Annotated in this window: 17 protein-coding genes; 13 read left to right on the plus strand and 4 right to left on the minus strand. The window is 44.3% G+C overall.

Annotated elements, in window-relative coordinates; translation table 11 throughout:
- Positions 1-8: 8 nt before the first annotated feature.
- Together BWX39_RS02055 and BWX39_RS02060 are read left to right on the plus strand one after the other, a co-directional pair.
- A complete protein-coding gene (locus BWX39_RS02055; RefSeq protein WP_028905693.1) occupies positions 9-776 on the plus strand; it encodes an Omp28 family outer membrane lipoprotein in 768 nt (255 codons plus the stop codon).
- Positions 777-811: 35 nt separating this feature from the next.
- Positions 812-1483 (plus strand): hypothetical protein, encoded by a 672-nt coding sequence (locus BWX39_RS02060; protein WP_028905692.1) that lies wholly within the window; start codon positions 812-814, stop codon positions 1481-1483.
- Between the two features lie 379 nt (positions 1484-1862).
- Here the strand turns inward: BWX39_RS02060 and BWX39_RS02065 are convergent, their stop codons facing one another.
- Positions 1863-2387 carry an NUDIX domain-containing protein gene (locus BWX39_RS02065; RefSeq protein WP_028905691.1) on the minus strand — a complete coding sequence of 175 codons (525 nt, stop codon included), beginning with the start codon at positions 2385-2387 and terminating at the stop codon, positions 1863-1865.
- 211 nt (positions 2388-2598) lie between these two features.
- Between BWX39_RS02065 and BWX39_RS02070 the strand changes: the two genes are divergently transcribed.
- Positions 2599-3423, plus strand: coding sequence for an alpha/beta hydrolase (locus tag BWX39_RS02070; RefSeq protein ID WP_028905690.1), 825 nt, complete (start codon positions 2599-2601; stop codon positions 3421-3423).
- 127 nt (positions 3424-3550) lie between these two features.
- Positions 3551-4135: a hypothetical protein gene (locus BWX39_RS02075; RefSeq protein WP_051129504.1), complete on the plus strand. Its 585-nt coding sequence runs from the start codon at positions 3551-3553 to the stop codon at positions 4133-4135.
- Positions 4136-4547: 412 nt separating this feature from the next.
- On the opposite strand, the gene BWX39_RS02080 is transcribed toward BWX39_RS02075, so the two are convergent.
- Complete coding sequence (locus BWX39_RS02080) at positions 4548-5258, minus strand: porin family protein (protein WP_028905688.1); 711 nt, start codon at positions 5256-5258, stop codon at positions 4548-4550.
- 84 nt (positions 5259-5342) lie between these two features.
- Positions 5343-8048 carry a calcium-translocating P-type ATPase, PMCA-type gene (locus BWX39_RS02085; protein WP_028905687.1) on the minus strand — a complete coding sequence of 902 codons (2706 nt, stop codon included), beginning with the start codon at positions 8046-8048 and terminating at the stop codon, positions 5343-5345.
- Positions 8049-8326: 278 nt separating this feature from the next.
- On the opposite strand from BWX39_RS02085, the gene rimP reads away from it, so the two are divergent.
- The 8 genes from rimP to BWX39_RS02125 all read left to right on the plus strand — a co-directional run bounded on the left by rimP (position 8327) and on the right by BWX39_RS02125 (position 18647).
- Complete coding sequence (rimP, locus tag BWX39_RS02090) at positions 8327-8794, plus strand: ribosome assembly cofactor RimP (RefSeq protein ID WP_028905686.1); 468 nt, start codon at positions 8327-8329, stop codon at positions 8792-8794.
- A gap of 4 nt (positions 8795-8798) precedes the next feature.
- On the plus strand, positions 8799-10061 hold the full coding sequence (gene nusA, locus BWX39_RS02095) for a transcription termination factor NusA (RefSeq protein WP_014709026.1): 1263 nt from the start codon (positions 8799-8801) through the stop codon (positions 10059-10061).
- 118 nt (positions 10062-10179) lie between these two features.
- Positions 10180-13059 (plus strand): translation initiation factor IF-2, encoded by a 2880-nt coding sequence (infB, locus tag BWX39_RS02100; RefSeq protein WP_028905685.1) that lies wholly within the window; start codon positions 10180-10182, stop codon positions 13057-13059.
- Positions 13060-13262: 203 nt separating this feature from the next.
- Complete coding sequence (sufB, locus tag BWX39_RS02105; protein ID WP_014709024.1) at positions 13263-14708, plus strand: Fe-S cluster assembly protein SufB; 1446 nt, start codon at positions 13263-13265, stop codon at positions 14706-14708.
- A 194-nt stretch (positions 14709-14902) separates the two neighbouring features.
- The gene (locus BWX39_RS02110) at positions 14903-15277 is read left to right on the plus strand and encodes a hypothetical protein (RefSeq protein WP_244271495.1); all 375 of its coding nucleotides are present in this window, start codon (positions 14903-14905) and stop codon (positions 15275-15277) included.
- A gap of 12 nt (positions 15278-15289) precedes the next feature.
- The gene (sufC, locus tag BWX39_RS02115) at positions 15290-16042 is read left to right on the plus strand and encodes a Fe-S cluster assembly ATPase SufC (RefSeq protein ID WP_004363237.1); all 753 of its coding nucleotides are present in this window, start codon (positions 15290-15292) and stop codon (positions 16040-16042) included.
- A gap of 11 nt (positions 16043-16053) precedes the next feature.
- Positions 16054-17397 (plus strand): Fe-S cluster assembly protein SufD, encoded by a 1344-nt coding sequence (gene sufD, locus BWX39_RS02120; protein ID WP_028905683.1) that lies wholly within the window; start codon positions 16054-16056, stop codon positions 17395-17397.
- Positions 17398-17411: 14 nt separating this feature from the next.
- Positions 17412-18647 carry an aminotransferase class V-fold PLP-dependent enzyme gene (locus BWX39_RS02125; RefSeq protein ID WP_028905682.1) on the plus strand — a complete coding sequence of 412 codons (1236 nt, stop codon included), beginning with the start codon at positions 17412-17414 and terminating at the stop codon, positions 18645-18647.
- A gap of 300 nt (positions 18648-18947) precedes the next feature.
- On the opposite strand, the gene BWX39_RS02130 is transcribed toward BWX39_RS02125, so the two are convergent.
- Positions 18948-19223 (minus strand): hypothetical protein, encoded by a 276-nt coding sequence (locus tag BWX39_RS02130; protein ID WP_028905681.1) that lies wholly within the window; start codon positions 19221-19223, stop codon positions 18948-18950.
- A gap of 101 nt (positions 19224-19324) precedes the next feature.
- On the opposite strand from BWX39_RS02130, the gene BWX39_RS02135 reads away from it, so the two are divergent.
- Positions 19325-19933, plus strand: a complete 609-nt coding sequence (locus BWX39_RS02135) for a ribonuclease HII (protein WP_028905680.1) — start codon at positions 19325-19327, stop codon at positions 19931-19933.
- Positions 19934-19947 lie beyond the last annotated feature (14 nt).

The following is a 19947-nucleotide window of genomic DNA, read 5'->3' on the forward strand; positions in this document are numbered from 1 at the left end:
GACATAAAATGAAAAGAATAATTCCATTACTAATAGCGTATGTGGCAATATTTTTCTCTTCATGTGCAAATGTAGATGAAGGCGATAGATATATTAAAGTAGAATCTTCTGAAGCTAAGCGTGCCGTACTTGTTGAAGAATTTACGGGGCAGAGATGTATAAACTGTCCAGAGGCGCACGAACAATTGACAAAGATACAAAAGGAATATGGAGAAGACAAAGTTATCGCTGTTTGCATACACGCTTCTGCGTTGGCGGTGTCTCCATTGAAAACAAAGGTTGGTGAAGAATATTATAAGCACTGGAAGGGCGACGGTATTCCGAGTGCCATTATTAATCGCTCTGGTCGTATGCAGCGAGTAAGTGCATGGGCAGGTATTATTAACAGTGAACTTCAGAAACCCACCTCTGTTTCGCTTTCTATGACCAACAAGTACGATGCTGCTAATCGTCAATTATCAATTGATGTGAATGCGTTGAGCCGAGAAAAGTTCGATGGCAAGTTGCAAATATGGATAGTAGAAGATGGTATTGTTGCCAAGCAACTTCTTAAAGACAATCGCGTTGATGCCAACTATGTTCACAACCACGTATTCCGTGCTGCTGTAAATGGAACATGGGGGACAGATATTGCTTTACAAGAGAATGTTGAAGCAAAGAGCAACTTCTCTATTCAGTTAGACGCAAAATGGAACGAGAAGAACGTTTCAATTGTAACTTTCGTTTACAATGATTCCGGTGTGCAACAAGTGGTTAAACAACATGTAAATAGCTAATGATATTTTTTAAGTTAATAAGAAAGGGAAAAACAATGAAAAGAATACTATTTTTAGCAGCTGTGTTGCTCTCAATGGGTATGGGTGCAATGGCTCAAAGTGCAAAATCTGCACTTCAGTTTGTTGATGACAAAGGAAATGTAATAGCTGATGGAGCTGTTTTTGAAGTTACTGAAGTGACAGTTGATACTGACTTTGGTACAACTTATATGAAACCCCATCTGTTTGTAAAGAATGTAGCTCCTCTGAGTAAAACGGTAGCGGTGAAGCTTGATTTAACTTCTATGCCTTATGGAAACTTTCAATGTTGTGTGGGGCAGTGTAAAACATTTGAAGGGCCTTCTGTGGAAATGTCAGATACAAAGGCTGTAAATCCTGGTGAGTCTTTAGATATTCAAGCAGAATGGTTCCCTACAGGAGAAGCCAATTCTCCAACAACTTGGATTGCAACGCTGACAACAGGTTATGCTGAACAGACAAACAGCCCAGATGGAGTGCCTGAAACTAAGATGACAGACGAAGGTCCTTCAGTTAAAGTTAAGTTCGTTTATACTCCAACAGGTGTTGCCTCTGTTAAAGACAGCAATGCAACTGTAACTGAAGTTGAGCGTTACAATGTTCAAGGTCAGAAGATTTCAAAGCCTTGCAAGGGCATTAACATCATCAAGCTCTCTAACGGAAAGACCGTTAAGAAATTGATGCAGTAATGTGCAATGATGGGCAGAACTATCTACTCTAAAGAAGCAAAGGTCTTGTAATTTACTAAGTTCGTATAAATACAAGGTTATATAAAAGCCATATCTTTTTCCTGTTAAGGGATTAAGATATGGCTTTTTTTGTTTTAACGTGAGTTTGAGAATTATAAGTGTATGCAACAATGGGAAATCGTTAATTTATATTAACTATTCGGTGGAGGTGTAGGTATAGATAACGACAAGTCCTACTTTCGTGGGGCACGAAAGTAGGACTTGTGCCCCACAGGTTATACTTTAGTTGTTATTAACATTTCGATTCTTTTTGGAGTATAAAACATTCAGCACGATAGTCTATTTGTCGAACTTACGTTGTTTTTTATAATCGCATCAGCTATTTCCTGTATTTTTGAAGGAAGGTAGATAGTGCGTGGCGAATGGAGCGCAATCCAAATTCTTCGGTGTGTACTTCTTCAAGGTCGAGCCACAATGCTTCTTCCGCATCGTCGTTGGCTTGCAGTTCTGTTTCGTTGCTGACTTTACAGATGAAGAACGAATCGAGTGTAGGCACAACAAAACCACTGTATTCGTATCGGTTGGGGAGGGTGGTGAAAAATTCAAATTCCGTAACTGTCAGTCCTGTTTCTTCTTTCACTTCGCGTATCAAGGCTTCGTCTATGGTTTCTCCAATATCGGCAAATCCTCCTGGCAAGTCGAGCGTTCCCTTTGCAGGTGCCTTGCTGCGACGCAGCGTCAGCAGTTGTCCTTTGCTGTTCAGAACGAAGGCTGCAACGGCAGCACTTGGGTTCAGGTAGTATTCAAAGCCACAGCGTTTGCAGCGTTTGCTTTTCTCGTCTTGTTCTTCAAAGCTGCTGCTGCCACATACGGGGCAGTATCTGAATTTCTCTAATACGTGCATTGATTTTACTCTGTTTAGTAAGTTGTTAATATAAAGTCTATATTCTTTAAAAATAGTTTAAGTGCAGATTGAATCGTCTGCTATGTTTGCAAATATACTAAAAACTCTAAACATTCAGAATTATTCCACCGTTTTTTACTAAATTTGCCTATAATACTTGATTTTTGCCCATCTTTTACAGCGAGGCAGATAATTTTCAGAAATAAAGACAATGAATTTTAAGAAGTTCTTTTTAGTAGCAGGCTTAGCAGCCACCACAATGTTTGCTGCTGCACAAAGCAGATTTGAAGTGAAACTATATAATAGTCGCCAGCCTTATAACAACGGCGATAATATGGACACAGCCAAGGTGCGTGTCTATTTGCCTATCGACCGCGAGGCTACCGGCAGAGCGGTTATTATTTGTCCTGGCGGCGGTTACAGTTCGCTTTCTATGGATACGGAAGGCTACGACTGGGGCGAGTTCTTCCAAAACCAAGGCATTGCTGCCATTGTTCTGAAGTATCGTTTGCCACACGGCAATCCCGAAGTGCCCATTGCCGATGCCGAGCAGGCTATAAAACTGACACGTATGAATGCAGCTTCGTGGAAGATAAACCGCGACAATGTGGGCATTATGGGCTTTTCGGCAGGCGGACACTTGGCTGCTATGGTAGCAACAGCATCGAAAGGCGAGGCAAAGCCCAACTTCCAGATTTTGTTCTATCCTGTTATTTCCATGATGGAAGGATATGGACACGAGGGAAGTTTCCACAGTTTCTTGGGCAAACGCCCTGGCAAGAGCGAGCAAAAGAAGTATAGTGCCGATATGAATGTTACCCGAATTACACCTCGTGCCTTCATCGCACTTAGCGACGACGACGACACTGTACCACCTGCAAACGGCGTAAACTATTATACCGAACTTTATCGCAACGATATTCGCGCATCGCTCCATGTATATCCTGGTGGCGGACACGGTTGGGGCAGCAAGATAGGCTTCCGCTATCACGAGGAAATGATGATGGACTTGAAGGCGTGGCTTAGAAGTTTCTAATGGGTATTGAGGCGGAAAAATGCACTTTTTAAGGAATTTAAAAAGTGCATTTTTAGCGAAATGTAATAAAAAAGACGTACATTTGCACCCTAAAAGAAACTATAAACAAAATACTCATCTAATAAAAATGAAAAGAAAAGCGATTGCAATAGCACTGCTGTTGCTAAGTGTGCTGACCGTAAGTGCGCAAGAAGAGATAGTTCGCGACAAGAGTGTTTATCTTGAAGTCTTTGGCCCTTCAAACTATATTGGCGTAAATTACGACGCTCGTTTCAGTAAAAACTCCAAATGGGGGTATCGAGTTGGTTTCGGCTTTGGTTATTCCGGTTCTTCAGATCCATTAGGCAACGCTTCTACCCGGGCTTATTCTGTGCCGTTAGGAGTGAACTATTTTGTAGGAAACAATAAGCACAATTTGGAACTTGGCTTAGGTGTGAATGTGGGTCTCTATAATGTCCACGACTATATATTGGAAGGAATGGATGGAAATGATGCCGCTAGAAATCCTTGGCTTTTAGGTGTAAAGAGCGTTCCTACGAAGGATACCAAATTCGGTATGTTTGGTTTTGGAACCGTTGGCTATCGCTACACAGCCAAAAAGGGCTTTCAGTTCCGCATAGGTGTTACTCCAGCCCGAATTATTGCTGCCGATAACATTTACGACCGTAAGACGGTGTTAATGCCTTACATTAGCTTCGGTAAAGCCTTTTAGCGACTCTTCGCAGTCCATTTTGAGGCGAGAAGAAGCTTACAGATATGTAAAAATTCTTCATAAGAACACTTGTTGTCTAATCTTCTTATTATCAATACATTATAAAACCTATTGTTTTGCATTCCAAAAGTGTAGGTTTTACACGGTAAAAGCGGCTGTTTTGCATCGCAAAACAGCCGCTTTCGCAATGTCAAACCGAAATTGCTATTTTTTATCAGAATTATCTTTACAAAATTGAAGAGCTTTTTAAGCATCTCCCTTGAATAATAAAAGGAAAAGCAGTTCTGCATAAAATCTCTGCCAAACTCGTTTAACAGCAGTGCAAATAAAAAACAAATGCACCGATGAAGCTATTTACACGTTTCATCGGTGCATTGCGTTTTAATCGATTAAGGAATTATAAATACATCTTTTACAATACAATGCCATATCCTATTGTTAAGACCCAATTGCGGTTGCAGATATTTTCCTCTATGTAGTTATAGACTTTCGTTAGTCCGATATTGTATCTAAGGTCTAACGAGAACTTGTTATATTCGTAGGAAAAGCCAATAGGTATAGAGAGGTTGGTGCGTTTGTAGACCTCTGTGGTGGTGCCACTTGATTTCCCAGAGCCTTCGTTGTCTGGCATCCAAGTGTTTCCATTCTTATTATAAACTTCTGTTGTATTTTTGTTTTTTCCTTTTAATAAATATCCTATTTGAATACCGAAATCAAAGGAAATAGAAGCGTTTTGCCATTTCATTATATCAATCGTTGCCATAATTGGTAACTGCAAGTAATGAAGTTGAGAAGAAAAATCTTTTATATCCCATTTTTTTGCTTCGCTCTCAATTGTATAGTCAGCGAGCTTGCTGCCCTCTGTGGAATATAGAAGTCCAATGCTTGCTCCTGTCTTTTCGGTAATTTGCTTGTGCAACTCAGCCCCAATCGTATATCCAGACTTAAATTTACTTTTTGTCAGTTTCGATGGTTCATATTCTGGTTGAACTGGTATTTGCTTGCTGTATTTGCTGATATTATAGCCTAAGCGTGGATACAGTGTTATATCTCCCTTACTGCGTTGAGCAGTTATGGTTATACAGGAAATGCTAAAAAGCAACAATAGTGCCCATTTTCTCATAGAATGTTTATTTTAAGAATTAATTCTCTTTTCTTATTAAAACGTTCTTTTCTCGTTCGTTATTATTTCTATCAATACATATACTTAGTCTTTCTTCTTGGAAGTAAACCATCTGAACACTTCGCCAAGCAGCAGAACTCCCGATGAGGCTACGATGATGATTTCCCAATCGGTAAGACTTAATGGCGTTACGCTGAACATCTGACCGCCCAACTCGACGATGAGGATTTGTCCGATGAGTATCATCAGGACGATAAAGCTAAAGCCTCGACAGCCTTTAAAGTGGAAAGCACTTCGGTTTGTTGCAAAGGCACGTGCGTTAAACATATTCCAAAATTGCAGCATTATGAACATTGTGAAGAACAGACTTAACTCGTAGGGGGTGAGTTCTTTATGATTGCTGAAGTTGAATTGCAGCAAGTCGGTCATTTGTCTTATATCCGAATGTTCCAATACATACAGGAAAGCCAAGAGTGTGAGGAAGAAAATGCCACCAAGCGTGCCGATGCGTATCCACATGTCGCGCGTAATGATGAATGCGTGGCGGTTGCGTGGCTGGTCGTCCATCACCTGTTGCGATGGTGGCAATGAAGCCAGTGCCATTGCTGCAAAAGTATCCATAATGAGATTTACCCACAACATCTGCGTAACCGTGAGCGGACTCTGTGTTCCCATGAAAGCACCTGCCAGGACAATGAGGCACGCCACAACGTTTACGGTAAGTTGGAAAAGAATGAAACGCTGTATGTTCTGATACAGACTGCGCCCCCACATGACAGCACGGCCGATGGAAAGGAACGAATTGTCGATGATTGTGATGTCGGAAGCCTCTTTGGCAACACTCGTTCCGTCGCCCATTGACAGTCCTACGTGTGCAGCTTTCAGCGCAGGGGCGTCGTTTGTTCCGTCGCCCGTAACGGCTACTACTTGGTTGAGCGACTGCAAGCACTCTACCAAACGCTTTTTGTCCATTGGCTTTGCGCGTGCTATAATCTTTAAGTCGAGCACACGTTGCTTCAGTTCTTCGTCGGTAAGGGCTGCAAATTCAGGACCTGTAATGATGCTGCGGTCGGTGTCTTCCTCCGTCCATAAACCTACCTGTCTGCCTATTTCCTTTGCTGTTCCAGGTGTGTCGCCTGTTACAATCTTCACACTGATGCCTGCGTCGATACATTCTTTTACTGCAGCGGGCACCTCCTTGCGTACAGGGTCGGCAATGGCAACGGTGCCCAAGAAGCAGAAATCAGCGGCTATGTCGGTTTCGCCATTCATTATTTTGGCAATAATGCCTGTGCTCAAATCGGTTGCAACCGCTTCGGGCAGTTCGAGATAGGCAAAGCCCAAGGTACGCATAGCCTTGTTCTGCCACGTTTGCAGCTGTGCGAATATCTCGTCCCACGACGTGTTGTCTGCTAAAGAGGTGCAGAATTGTTGGATAATGTCGGTTGCACCTTTCACGTAAAGTATGGTTTTGTTGGGCAGCAAAGCCGACCGCACCATCGTAGCCATATACTTTCGTTCGGTAGAGAAGGGGAGTTCGTCTACGATTTCAACATCGTTGCGCATTTGCTGATAGTCAGACCCTTGCTCGCGCAGCCATAAAAGCAACGCTCCCTCGGTAGGATTGCCCAAGGCAACAGGCTTTTCGGGGTTGGAAAGGTCGAGTGAAGCCGTCGAGTTTACGGCAATTCCTTCTTTCAGCAGTGCTTCGTACGTAGCGTTTTCCCTGTTGGTTTGCATGGCGTAAACGCGCATTTGGTTTTGCGTGAGCGTACCTGTCTTATCGGTACAAATCACGGTTGTCGCACCCATTGTTTCGCAAGCGTGCATCTTTCTTACGAGGTTGTTGGTTTGAAGCATTCTGCGCATCGAGTACGCCAAGCTCAGTGTAACCGCCATTGGAAGTCCTTCGGGTACGGCGACAACGATAAGGGTAACACAAATCATAATGGTGTCTAAGAAATACTGAACGAAATGCACCCAGTCGAAGGTGTTTTCGTTGAAATACATCAACAGACGCCCTACCAATATCAATGTTCCCAAGACGTAACTTGCCCACGTTATAAGTTTGCCAAGTCTGTTCAGCTGTTCTGTGAGTGGCGTTTTTACACTGTTGTCTATCTGTGCAGCCGTGAAAACCTTTCCGTTTTCGGTTGCATCGCCTACACGTGTAACACGGAAAACGCCGTGCCCCTCCATTACTTTCGTGCCACGCAGAACGTGGTTGGTGGGGAAGGTGGCATCGTTGTCGAACTCTTCTGGCTTTATACCCTTCTTGCAAATGGGTTCGCCCGTAAGTGTAGACTCGTCCACGCTCAGCGATACGGCATTGAGAAGCTCGCCGTCGGCTGGTATGTTTGCGCCTGTGTTGAGCAGGACAATGTCGCCCACGACAACTTCGCGCTTGGGAATGTTCGTCGTGTTTCCGTTTCTTATCACTTCTACAAGTTCCTCATCGTCTACTTGATTTAATATGGAGAAGGCTTTGTTGGCTTTTTCCTCGAAGAAGAAAGCCAAACCCGTTGCAAGCAAAATGGCTATGAAGATACCCACAGGCTCAAAGAACGCCTGCGTTCCTTCGTTGAGACCAAAATGCTCGTAAAACGATATGCCGATAGAAAATACACCTGCTACAAGAAGAATGACGATGAGAGGGTCGTTGAACTTTGCAATAAATCTTTTCCAAAGTGGGGTTTGCGCAGGGGGAGTGAGAATGTTTTCTCCGAACTTTAATCTACTTTCTTCGACTTCCAGTTCATTAAGTCCTACATAATGTTGTTTGTGTTCCATAAAAAACAATGAATAAAGTGCAAAGATAATCAATCTATTAGAAATAGCAACTTATTTTCTGCAGGAATAAAGCCATATATAAAGAAAAACTATAAAACATTTGGTAGACTGCGGATTTATTGCTAACTTTGCATCGTTCAGTGGAATGAGGAGCTTTTAGGAGTTCCTCATTTTTCATATTTTAATGTGGGATTGGTAATGGTTTTAAATTAAAAACTGCCCCACGATAAAATTGTAAAAGTTCGGTGGTAATAATCAGAATCCACCTAAAACAGTATATGATAGATAAAAACGTTGTTAAAAAACTTGTTGATGAATGGTTGGAAGGTAAAGAATACTTCCTTGTTGACATTCAGATAAGCCCCGATGCCAAAATCGTAGTTGAGATAGACCACGCCGACGGTGTGTGGATTGAAGATTGTGTAGAGCTGAGTAAGTTCATTGAAGAACGCCTCTCTCGCGACGAAGAAGACTACGAACTCGAGGTTGGGTCGGCTGGTTTAGGGCAGCCATTCAAAGTTCCACAACAGTACATCAACTTCATTGGAAAGGAAGTGGAGGTGTTAGACCAAGACAGACGCAAGATAAGAGGAATCTTGAAAAGCGTTGAAGGTGAAAAGTTTGTGGTTTCGGTCAATGAGAAAGTACAGGTGGAAGGAAAGAAACGTCCTGTGAAGATGGACGTAGATCACGAGTACGATATGAATGAAGTAAAATATACAAAATATATAATTAGTTTCAAGTAAAACTATGGCAGCAAGAAAAGAAGAAGAACGTCCGAATATGGTCGAAACCTTCAAGGAGTTTAAGGATATGAAGAGTATCGACCGCACAACATTGGTAAGCGTTTTGGAAGAGAGCTTCCGCAACGTTATTGCCAAGATATACGGCTCGGACGAAAACTTTGATGTTATTGTAAACCCAGATAAGGGCGACTTTGAGATATATCGCAACCGTGTTGTTGTTGCAGACGGCGAGGTGCAAGACGAGAATAAGGAAATCAGCTTGACCGATGCACAGAAAATTGAACCTGACTATGAGGTGGGAGAAGATGTTTCGGAACCTGTAGACTTTGCCAAGTTCGGTCGCCGTGCTATTCTTAACCTTCGTCAGACGTTGGCTTCAAAGGTTTTGGAATTGGAACACGATTCGTTGTATAATAAATACAAAGACCGTGTGGGACAAATTATTTCTGGCGAAGTTTACCAAGTCTGGAAGCGTGAGGTGTTGCTCGTAGACGAAGACAATAACGAGCTGATTCTGCCTAAAGGCGAACAAATACCACGCGACCAATATCGTAAGGGTGAAACCGTGCGTGCCGTAATTCTGCGTGTAGACAACGAAAACAATAATCCGAAGATTATTCTTTCGCGTACTGCGCCAACATTCTTGGAACGATTGCTTGAAGCTGAAGTTCCTGAAATAGAAGACGGACTTATCAGCATTAAGGGCATTGCCCGTATGCCAGGCGAACGTGCAAAGATTGCGGTGGAAAGTTACGACGACCGTATCGACCCTGTTGGTGCTTGTGTCGGTGTACGTGGTAGCCGTGTTCATGGTATCGTGCGCGAGCTTTGCAATGAGAATATAGACGTTATTAACTGGACAGCAAATACAAAGTTGTTTATACAACGTGCCTTGTCGCCAGCTAAGGTGAGCAGCCTTACTATCGATGAAGAGAACAAAAAGGCAGAAGTATATTTGCAACCGGAAGAGGTTAGCTTGGCAATCGGTCGTAGCGGTATGAATATCAAGTTGGCAAGTATGCTGACAGGATATACCATTGATGTGTTCCGTGAGCTTGACGAGCAAGCTGCTGAAGAGGATATCTACTTGGACGAGTTCTCTGACGAAATAGATAAGTGGGTTATCGACGCTATCAAGTCTATTGGCCTCGATACTGCTCGTCAGGTATTGAACGCTCCTCGTGAAATGCTGATAGAGAAGGCAGACCTTGAAGAGGAAACCGTTGATAACGTATTGAATATATTAAGAGCAGAATTTGAAAGTTAGGTGTTGTAAGGTAGATGCTTCGCATAGAAGCAATATCATAGGAAGAAGGGCGTAGCATCTATCTTTAAAGTTTGAGAACAAAAACATAACACCACATTCAAAAAGAAAGAAAATATTAATGAGCATCAGATTAAACAAAGCAATTCGAGAACTGAATATAGGACTCCAAACGGCAGTGGAGTTCTTGGAGAAACGACAGGAACTGGGCGAAGTGAAGGGAGACCCGAACTTCAAGCTCAGCGATGACCAATTTAAGGCACTTGAAAAGGAATTTAAAACCGATCAGGCAGTAAAGAACGACGCTGCTAAAATCTTCCAAAAGAAGCAAAAGGATAAAGTGCGCACAAAAAAGACGACCGAGCAAAAGGCGGAAACAATTACTAAGCAAGAATTTCCAAAGTTCAAACCGCTTGGTAAAATCGACCTCGAACAGCTTAATAAGCCTGTGGCTAAAACATCTGCTGCTCCTGAGGAAAAGAAAGAAGACAAGAAAGAAGCGGGCGTTGCCGAAAGCCCAAAGAAAGAAGTAAAGGTGGAAACTGCTCCGTCAAAGGTTGAAAAGCCAGTAGAGGCAGAGTCTGAAAAGCAAGAAAAGCCACAAGAGAAGCAAGTTTCAATCGATACAAAGAAAAGTCCGAAGAAAACTGAGGAAGTTCAAAAGACCGAGACTCCTAAGGCGGAAACCTCAAAGAAGGAACCTATGGTTGAAACAGAACAAGAAGAAAAGAAGAGCGAAAAAGAAATGGAAGCTGAAGACAATGGCATTTTCCAAACGTCAAACGAGAAGAAAATGCTGAACCAGCCAAAGGTGAATATCTTAGGTAAAATAGACCTTAGTAGCATTAACCAAAGTACGCGCCCAAAGAAAAAGACAAAGGAAGAGCGCAGAAAGGAACGTGAAGATAAGTCTGCGCAAAATGCGCAAGGAAAGAAAAAACGTGTTCGTATAAATAAGGAACGCGTAGATATAAATGCTGCTGCAAACCAACAACAAGGCGGTAAGCGCAGTGGAAAGAAGAATAACAACGACAACAATGCTAAGAATGCTGCTGGCGGAAAGAAAAACCGCAACCGCAATCAGAAGCCATTGGAAGTTGATGACGAAGCAGTAGCACGTCAGGTAAAAGAAACACTTGCACGCCTTACAAGCAAGAGTCAGAATAAGAAAGGTGCCAAGTATCGTAAGGAGAAGCGTGAAGCCGTTCAAGAGCGACTGAGTGCTGAGGCTAAGGCAGAGCGCAAGGAAAGCAAAACACTGAAGCTGACAGAGTTTGTTACCGTTTCAGAGTTGGCTACAATGATGAATTTGCCAGTAACGCAGGTTATTTCAACTTTGATGTCGGTTGGTATAATGGTGTCAATCAACCAGCGTCTCGATGCGGAAACTATTAACTTGGTGGCTGACGAATTTGGTTTTAAGACCGAATACGTAAGTGCAGAAGTTCAGGAAGCTATCAGCGAAGAGGCAGATGAAGAAACCGACCTTGTAAGTCGTGCACCTATCGTAACGGTAATGGGACACGTAGACCACGGTAAGACATCGTTGCTCGACCATATCCGCAATACTAACGTGATTGCTGGTGAAGCGGGTGGTATTACACAGCACATCGGTGCTTACAGTGTAACTCTGAAGAGTGGACGTAAGGTAACATTCCTCGATACTCCAGGACACGAAGCGTTTACCGCTATGCGTGCTCGTGGTACACAGGTAACCGATATTGCCATCATCATTATTGCTGCCGACGACTCTGTTATGCCTACCACGAAAGAGGCGATAGCGCACGCTCAGGCAGCAGGTGTACCAATGGTATTTGCCATTAACAAGGTTGATAAACCTGGAGCTAATCCTGATAAGATACGTGAAGACTTGTCGCAAATGAATCTGCTTGTAGAAGAGTGGGGCGGTAAGTATCAATGTCAGGAGATTAGTGCAAAGAAAGGCTTGGGTGTAGCTGACTTGCTTGACAAGGTTTTGCTCGAAGCCGATATGCTCGATTTGAAAGCTAATCCTAATCGCAATGCAACAGGTACGGTGATTGAATCTTCATTGGACAAGGGACGTGGCTATGTAAGTACGGTGCTCGTTTCTAACGGTACGTTGAAGGTTGGCGACAATATGATTGCAGGAACATCGTGGGGACGCATCAAGGCGATGTTCAACGAACGTAACCAACGTGTAGAAAAGGCTGGTCCTTCTGAACCTGTTATCATTCTTGGATTGAACGGTGCACCGACAGCGGGTGATACATTCCACGTTATGGAAACTGAGCAAGAGGCGCGCGACATTGCCAACAAACGTGAACAGTTGCAGCGCGAACAAGGCTTGCGTACACAAACACGCTTGACATTGTCGGATATTTCTCATCGTATCGCCCGTGGCGAGTTCCACGAAATGAACATCATTGTGAAGGGTGATACCGACGGTTCTATCGAAGCACTTGCAGATTCATTCATCAAGCTTTCTACTGAAAAGGTGAATGTGAACGTAATCAGCAAGGCGGTTGGACAGATTTCCGAAAACGACGTGATGCTCGCTGCGGCTTCAGATGCTGTCATTGTCGGCTTCCAAGTGCGCCCTTCTGCCGATGCCCGTAAGTTGGCAGACCGTGACGGGGTAGAAATCAACACCTATTCAGTTATCTACGATGCGATTGACGACGTAACGTCAGCGATGGTCGGAATGCTTGACAAGGTGAAGAAGGAAATCGTTACTGGTCAGGTGGAAGTGCAACAAGTATTCAAAATATCAAAGGTTGGTACTGTTGCGGGTTGTATCGTTACCGAAGGAAAGGTACACAGCAAGGACAAAGGACGCGTTATTCGCGATGGTATCGTAATCCATACGGCACCAATCAGTGCGTTGAAGCGTTACAAAGACGATGTGAAGGAAGTTGTAACAGGATTGGAATGCGGTATTTCGCTTGTTAATTACAACGACCTGCAAACGGGTGATATGATTGAGACATTCACCGAAATAGAGGTAGAACAAAAACTCTAAGATATGTGCCAAACCGCCTCTCATTTCCATAGGAAAAGCGAGGCGGTTTGTATTTTGGTAACAAATGTTACGGAAAAGAATATCGGCACAATCTTTGTCTGCATATAATATATTATGTATAAGGTGGCTCAAGAAGAATGAAAAGCAGATGTTGGAATTTGCTTTTCATTGGTTCAACCGCCTAATAAAAAGGTAAAAAGTAAATGTCAGAAAATAATAGTAATGAGTATGTAAGGAAGGTGGCTGAACAGAAATACGAGTTTGGTTTCACTACCGATGTACATACAGATATTATCCCGAAGGGCTTAAACGAAGATGTCGTTAGGCTTATTTCGGAGAAGAAAGGGGAACCTGAATGGCTCCTCGATTTTCGTTTAAAGGCGTTTCGCCATTGGCAAACTATGGAGATGCCAAAGTGGCCGCATCTGAACTTGCCTGAAATAGACTATCAGGCGATTTCCTATTATGCCGATCCATTGGCGAAGAAGCCTAAGAACAAGGAAATAGACCCCGAATTGGAAAAAACCTTCGACAAACTTGGTATTCCACTTGAGGAACGGTTGGCATTGAGTGGTGTGGCAGTAGATGCCATTATGGACTCGGTGTCGGTGAAGACTACTTTCAAGAAGCAGTTGGCTGAGAAAGGAATTATCTTTTGTTCGATTGGTGAAGCCGTGAAGGAGCACCCCGAATTGGTGCGCCAATATTTAGGAACGGTCGTTCCCTACAAGGATAACTTTACGGCGGCACTCAACTCAGCAGTATTCAGCGATGGCTCGTTTGTGTATATTCCGAAAGGTGTTCGCTGTCCGATGGAGTTGAGTTCGTACTTCCGTATCAATGCGATGAATACGGGGCAGTTTGAGCGCACATTGATTATTGCCGACGACGATTCATATGTGAGTTATCTTGAAGGTTGCACGGCTCCGATGCGCGACGAAAACCAACTTCATGCAGCCATTGTCGAAATCGTCGTACTGGCGAATGCGGAAGTGAAGTATTCAACGGTTCAGAACTGGTATCCGGGCGATGAAAACGGCAAAGGTGGCGTGTTGAACCTCGTAACCAAGCGTGGCGACCTGCGTGGCAAGAACTCCAAACTCTCGTGGACACAGGTAGAAACGGGCTCGGCTATTACGTGGAAATATCCGTCGTGCATCTTACGTGGCGACAACTCGCAGGCTGAGTTCTATTCCGTAGCCGTTACCAACAACTATCAAGAAGCCGACACGGGCACGAAGATGATACATTTGGGCAAGAACACAAAGAGTACCATCATTTCAAAAGGTATTTCGGCAGGCAAGAGTCAGAACTCCTATCGCGGATTGGTGCGTGTTGCGCCCAATGCCGACAATGCGCGAAACTACAGTTCTTGCGACTCGTTGCTTTTGGGTTCAACCTGTGGCGCGCACACTTTCCCTTATATGGACGTGCATAACGATTCGGCAATCATCGAACACGAAGCCACAACATCGAAAATCAGCGAAGACCAACTGTTCTATTGCAATCAGCGAGGAATTCCTATGGAAGATGCTATCGGGTTGATAGTCAATGGTTATGCGAAAGATGTGCTGAACAAACTTCCGATGGAATTTGCTGTTGAGGCGCAAAAACTTCTCTCCGTTACCTTGGAAGGTACGGTGGGCTAAAACGAAAGATACCGAACAGACTCCAAAAAGATACCGAGCGAACTCCAAAAAGATACCGAGCGAACTCCAAAAAGATATCGAGCAATCTTCAAAAAGATACCGAGCGATTTTAAGAAGACTCTCGAACTGCTTTTTCATAGTAGAAAAGAAACAATACGAAAGGTATGGAATACCCACTGAAAAGGAACAAACAGATGAAAAGAAAAATGCTGACGGCAGGACTGTTCTTAGCCGTTTCTGTTTTGAATGCTCAAGACTGGCACCCCAAAACGTGGCAGAAATACGTCATAGAACAGAAAGTAAAGAGCGACACACTCTGTGCTTCGCAAACGATTATGACTTACCGCAGAGCCGACGACGTGAAGATTGCACCGCAGGCTTTTCGCTGTGGACCTTTCTATGTTCCCGACCCTCCAAGTCTGTTTGCAGAGCAGGAAAAAGCTCTTGAAAGAGCACGTTGGGAAGATAGAGACTATACTTTCGGACAAGCAATGGGAGAAGTCTTCTTAGAATTCGTAGGAAATGTCTTTGTAGGAGCATTAGATAATTTATTATTCAAGAAACGATAATACAAAAACAATATGTTAGAAGTAAGAAATCTGCACGCTACTATTGCAGATAAAGAAATATTGAAAGGCATCGACCTTACCGTTAAAGATGGCGAAATACACGCCATTATGGGACCGAATGGTTCAGGAAAATCAACCCTTAGTGCAGTGCTCACGGGCAATCCGCTGTACACCGTAACCGATGGTTCGGCAGTGTTCAACGGTAAAGACCTCTTGGAAATGGGCGCAGACGAACGTGCCAACGAAGGCATCTTCCTTTCGTTCCAGTATCCAGTGGAAATTCCGGGCGTAAGTATGACCAACTTCATGAAAGCTGCCGTGAATGCAAAGCGCAAGTATCAAGGCTTGGAACCTTTGAAAGCAGCCGACTTTATGAAACTGATGCGCGAGAAACGTGATCTCGTGGGCTTGGATTCAAAACTCTCGCATCGCTCCGTAAACGAAGGTTTTTCGGGTGGTGAAAAGAAACGCAACGAAATTTTCCAAATGGCAATGTTGCAGCCAAAGCTCAGCATCTTGGACGAAACCGACTCAGGTCTCGACGTCGATGCTATGCGCATTGTTGCCGATGGTGTGAACAAGATGCACACTTCGGAAACTTCAACCATCGTCATTACCCACTACGACCGACTTTTGGATATGATAAAACCAAGCGTAGTACACATTCTGTACAACGGACGCATTGTAAAGACAGGTGGTCCTGAACTTGCACGCGAAATAGAAAAGCGTGGCTACGATTGGATAAAAGCGGAAGCAGATAAATAGAAAGGCTGAACATGCAAAGCGAAAAACAATATATAGACTTATATAACGAGGCGCAAGGAATGATAAAGCAACATTCCTGCGACGTCTTGAACAAGGTGCGCGACAAGGCTTTCGAGGATTTCAAGGCACAGGGCTTTCCCACGAAAAAGGTGGAACGCTACAAATATACCGATATTCCAAAGCTGTTCGCACCCGACTATGGATTGAATTTGCAGCGATTGAGAATGCCCATCAATCCTTACGAAGACTTTAAGTGCGACGTTCCAAACCTAAGCACTTCGGTCTATTTCGTTGTGAACGACCAGTTCTACAACGACCAGTTGCCCAAAGCACAGCTCAACGACGGCATTGTTGTCGATAGCTTTTCAAACGCCATTAAGACGCATGGCGAAATCATAACCAACCATTATGCCAAGCTTGCTGATACTGCCAAAGACACCTTGACGGCTTTCAACACAATGTTGGCGCAGGACGGCTTGTTCGTTTATGTGCCGAAAGGTGTAAAATCCGACCGCACCATACAGGTTATCAACATTCTTCGTTCCGATGTAGACCTTATGCTGAACCGTCGCATACTCATCGTACTTGAGGAGGGAGCGGAACTTTCAATGCTCTTTTGCGACGACTCTGCCGACGACCGCAAGTTCCTTGCCACACAGGTAATTGAGGCATACGTTGGCGACAATGCAAAGTTGGAACTGAACTGTTTGGAGGAAACCCATCTGAAGAACGTGCGCATTTCAAATGTTTACATCGACCAGCAAAGCAACAGCCGTGTGTCGCACAATATTATCACGCTTCATAATGGAGTAACCCGCAACAAGCTCGATTTGACTTTCAGCGGGGAAGGCAGCGAATGTTTCCTGAATGGTTGCGTAGTTGCCGACAAGCATCAGCACGTTGATAACAATACCGTCATCAACCACGCAGTGGGCAATTGTACGAGCAATCAGCTCTACAAGTATGTGCTCGACGACCACGCAGTGGGTGCTTTCGCAGGTCTTATCTATGTGGCAAAGGACGCACAGAAGACACTCTCGCACGAAGTGAACCAGAATCTGTGTGTCGCTTCTACTGCCCACATGTACACCCAGCCTATGCTCGAAATCTATGCAGACGATGTTCAGTGCAACCACGGCTCAACGGTTGGTCAGCTTAACGATGCCGCCCTCTTCTATATGCAGCAGCGTGGTATCGACAAGCGCGAGGCAAAACTCCTTCTTGAGTTTGCTTTCGTGAACGAAGTAATCGATAAAATGGAACTTGTTCCGCTCCGCGACCGTCTCCACCACTTGGTGGAAAAACGCTTCCGTGGCGAGCTCGACAAGTGTGGCGGCTGCAAGCTGTGCCAATAAAAGAAGTAAAGATGATGTACGATATATCTAAGGTGCGTGCCGATTTTCCAATCCTTTCACGCACGGTCTACGGAAAACCGTTGGTTTATCTCGACAATGCGGCAACCACGCAGAAACCTCTCTGCGTGTTGGACGCCATGCGCGACGAGTATCTCAACGTAAATGCAAATGTGCATCGTGGCATTCATTGGCTTTCCCAACAAGCTACCGACTTGCACGAGGCTGCGCGCGAAACGGTGCGGAAGTTCATCAACGCCCGCTCCACTGCCGAAATAGTGTTCACGCGTGGCACCACCGAGAGCCTTAACCTTGTGGCTTCTTCTTTCTGCGAAGGTTTTATGCAGGAGGGCGACGAGGTTATTGTTTCCAACGTAGAGCATCATTCCAACATCGTGCCTTGGCAAATCCTTGCCCAGCGTCGTGGCATAGTTCTGAAGGTAATCCCTATCGACGACGAAGGTGTGTTCGATATGGAGGCTTTCCAACAGCTCATTACCGAGAAGACAAAGCTCGTCAGTGTAGCCCACGTCAGCAACGTAATGGGTACGATTAACCCAGTTCGTGAAATCGTTCGCATTGCCCACGCCCACGATATTCCCGTAATGCTCGACGGCGCACAGAGTGTTCCTCACTTTGCGGTCGATGTTCAGGAGTTGGATTGCGAGTTCTTCGCTTTCAGCGGGCACAAGGTTTATGGCCCTACGGGTATTGGCGTGCTTTACGGTAAGGAAGAATGGTTGGACAAGTTGCCACCTTATCAGGGTGGTGGCGAGATGATAGAGCGTGTCAGCTTCAGCGGTACAACCTTCGAGCGTCCTCCTTTGAAGTTCGAAGCGGGTACCCCCGACTATGTAGCCACCCACGGTTTGGCAACTGCCCTTGACTATGTTGCCGAGCTTGGAATGGAGAACATACATCAGCACGAGCAAATGCTTACTGCCTATGCCATAGAGCAAATGCGCAGTATTCCCGATATTCGCTTCTTCGGCGTGCCCAGCGATGCTACTGCTGTGGTATCTAATCATGATGCTGCCATAAGTTTCCTCGTTGGCGATATACACCCAATGGATTTGGGAACACTTCTCGACCAACTCGGAATTGCTGTGCGCACAGGTCATCATTGCGCCCAGCCACTTATGGAACGTTTCAATATTGCAGGAACAGTCCGTGCTTCCTTCGCACTCTATAATACAAAAGAAGAGATAGACACCCTTGTGGCAGGCATTGAACGAGTGGTCAAGATGTTTTAGCAGATAGTCTTTGAACAATTAGATTCTGACGATTGTCATTCGTCGAAATAACTCTTGTTTTGTAAAGGATATTTCCTTAAAAAATGATAACTGCGCTTTGACATTGCAAAAGCGTAGGTTTTACAATGCAAAAGAGCCGCTTTTACAGGGTAAAAGCGGCTCTTTTGGAATGCGAAAACGTATGTTTTGTAATGTCTTGATAGTTAATAAGTTAATTGGTAGATGCGCTTGTGAAAAATATTTACACTTTTCTTGTCTGTTTTCTTCTTAATTATAAAAGGTGTGCAGGGGTAATTTTGTTCATTTCTTTAGCTTCCATACGCACACCAATAGCCACGCCACGAGCCCTGCTTTCAGTAAAAAGCTGTTGGTTGTAGCGAATACCGATAGAAACAAAGCTATCTGTGCCTGCGTCAGTAGCGAAGCCTGATGGCTGCTGACTTCTTCTTCCAGCATTGCACTGTAATATTTCCGCAACCATTCTGCAGGGGCTGTTGCCCACGCTCTGATGTTACGCACCATTTCCAAACTTTCGCTGTTGCTGTTGGCAGTTGCCATACTTATTTCTCTTTTCATACTTATTTCTTTTTGGTTTTTCTTTTTCTGTTGGCAAAAATACGCTACCTTTGTGCAATATATGTTCAATCCCATAAAAAGTTTAGTTATATAAAGTTAATATGCTGAAGAATGCTTACTATATAAATAAGGTGGAAGCAGGTTGCGATGAGGCAGGGCGTGGCTGTTTGGCAGGCAGCGTCTTTGCTGCAGCCGTAATTCTTCCGCCCGATTACGAGAACGAATTGCTGAACGATTCTAAACAACTTTCGGAGAAAAAACGCTATTTGCTGCGCTCTATGATAGAGAAAGATGCCCTTGCTTGGGCGGTTGGAGTGGTTACGGCAGCGGAGATTGACAAGATAAACATTCTCAATGCCAGTTTTCTTGCCATGCACCGAGCGTTAGATACGCTTAGTGTTCGCCCCGAAGCCATTATTGTAGACGGCAACCGCTTTAAGCCTTACCAAGACGTGCCGCATACTACCATCGTGAAGGGCGACGGCAAATATCTTTCCATTGCTGCGGCTTCAATCCTCGCAAAAACCTATCGCGACGATTATATGAAAGCGATTGCCGAAGAGTTTCCGCAATACGATTGGCGGTCGAACAAAGGTTATCCCACCAAGAAACACCGTGCAACCATTAAGGAGTATGGCATTTCGCCCTATCATCGTAAATCCTTCACCCTGCTTCCGCCCGAAGAATTGAGTATTGATTTTGAAATGTAGTTTCTCAATTTTGG

The sequence above is a fragment of the Prevotella intermedia ATCC 25611 = DSM 20706 genome (assembly GCF_001953955.1).
Taxonomy (GTDB): domain Bacteria; phylum Bacteroidota; class Bacteroidia; order Bacteroidales; family Bacteroidaceae; genus Prevotella; species Prevotella intermedia.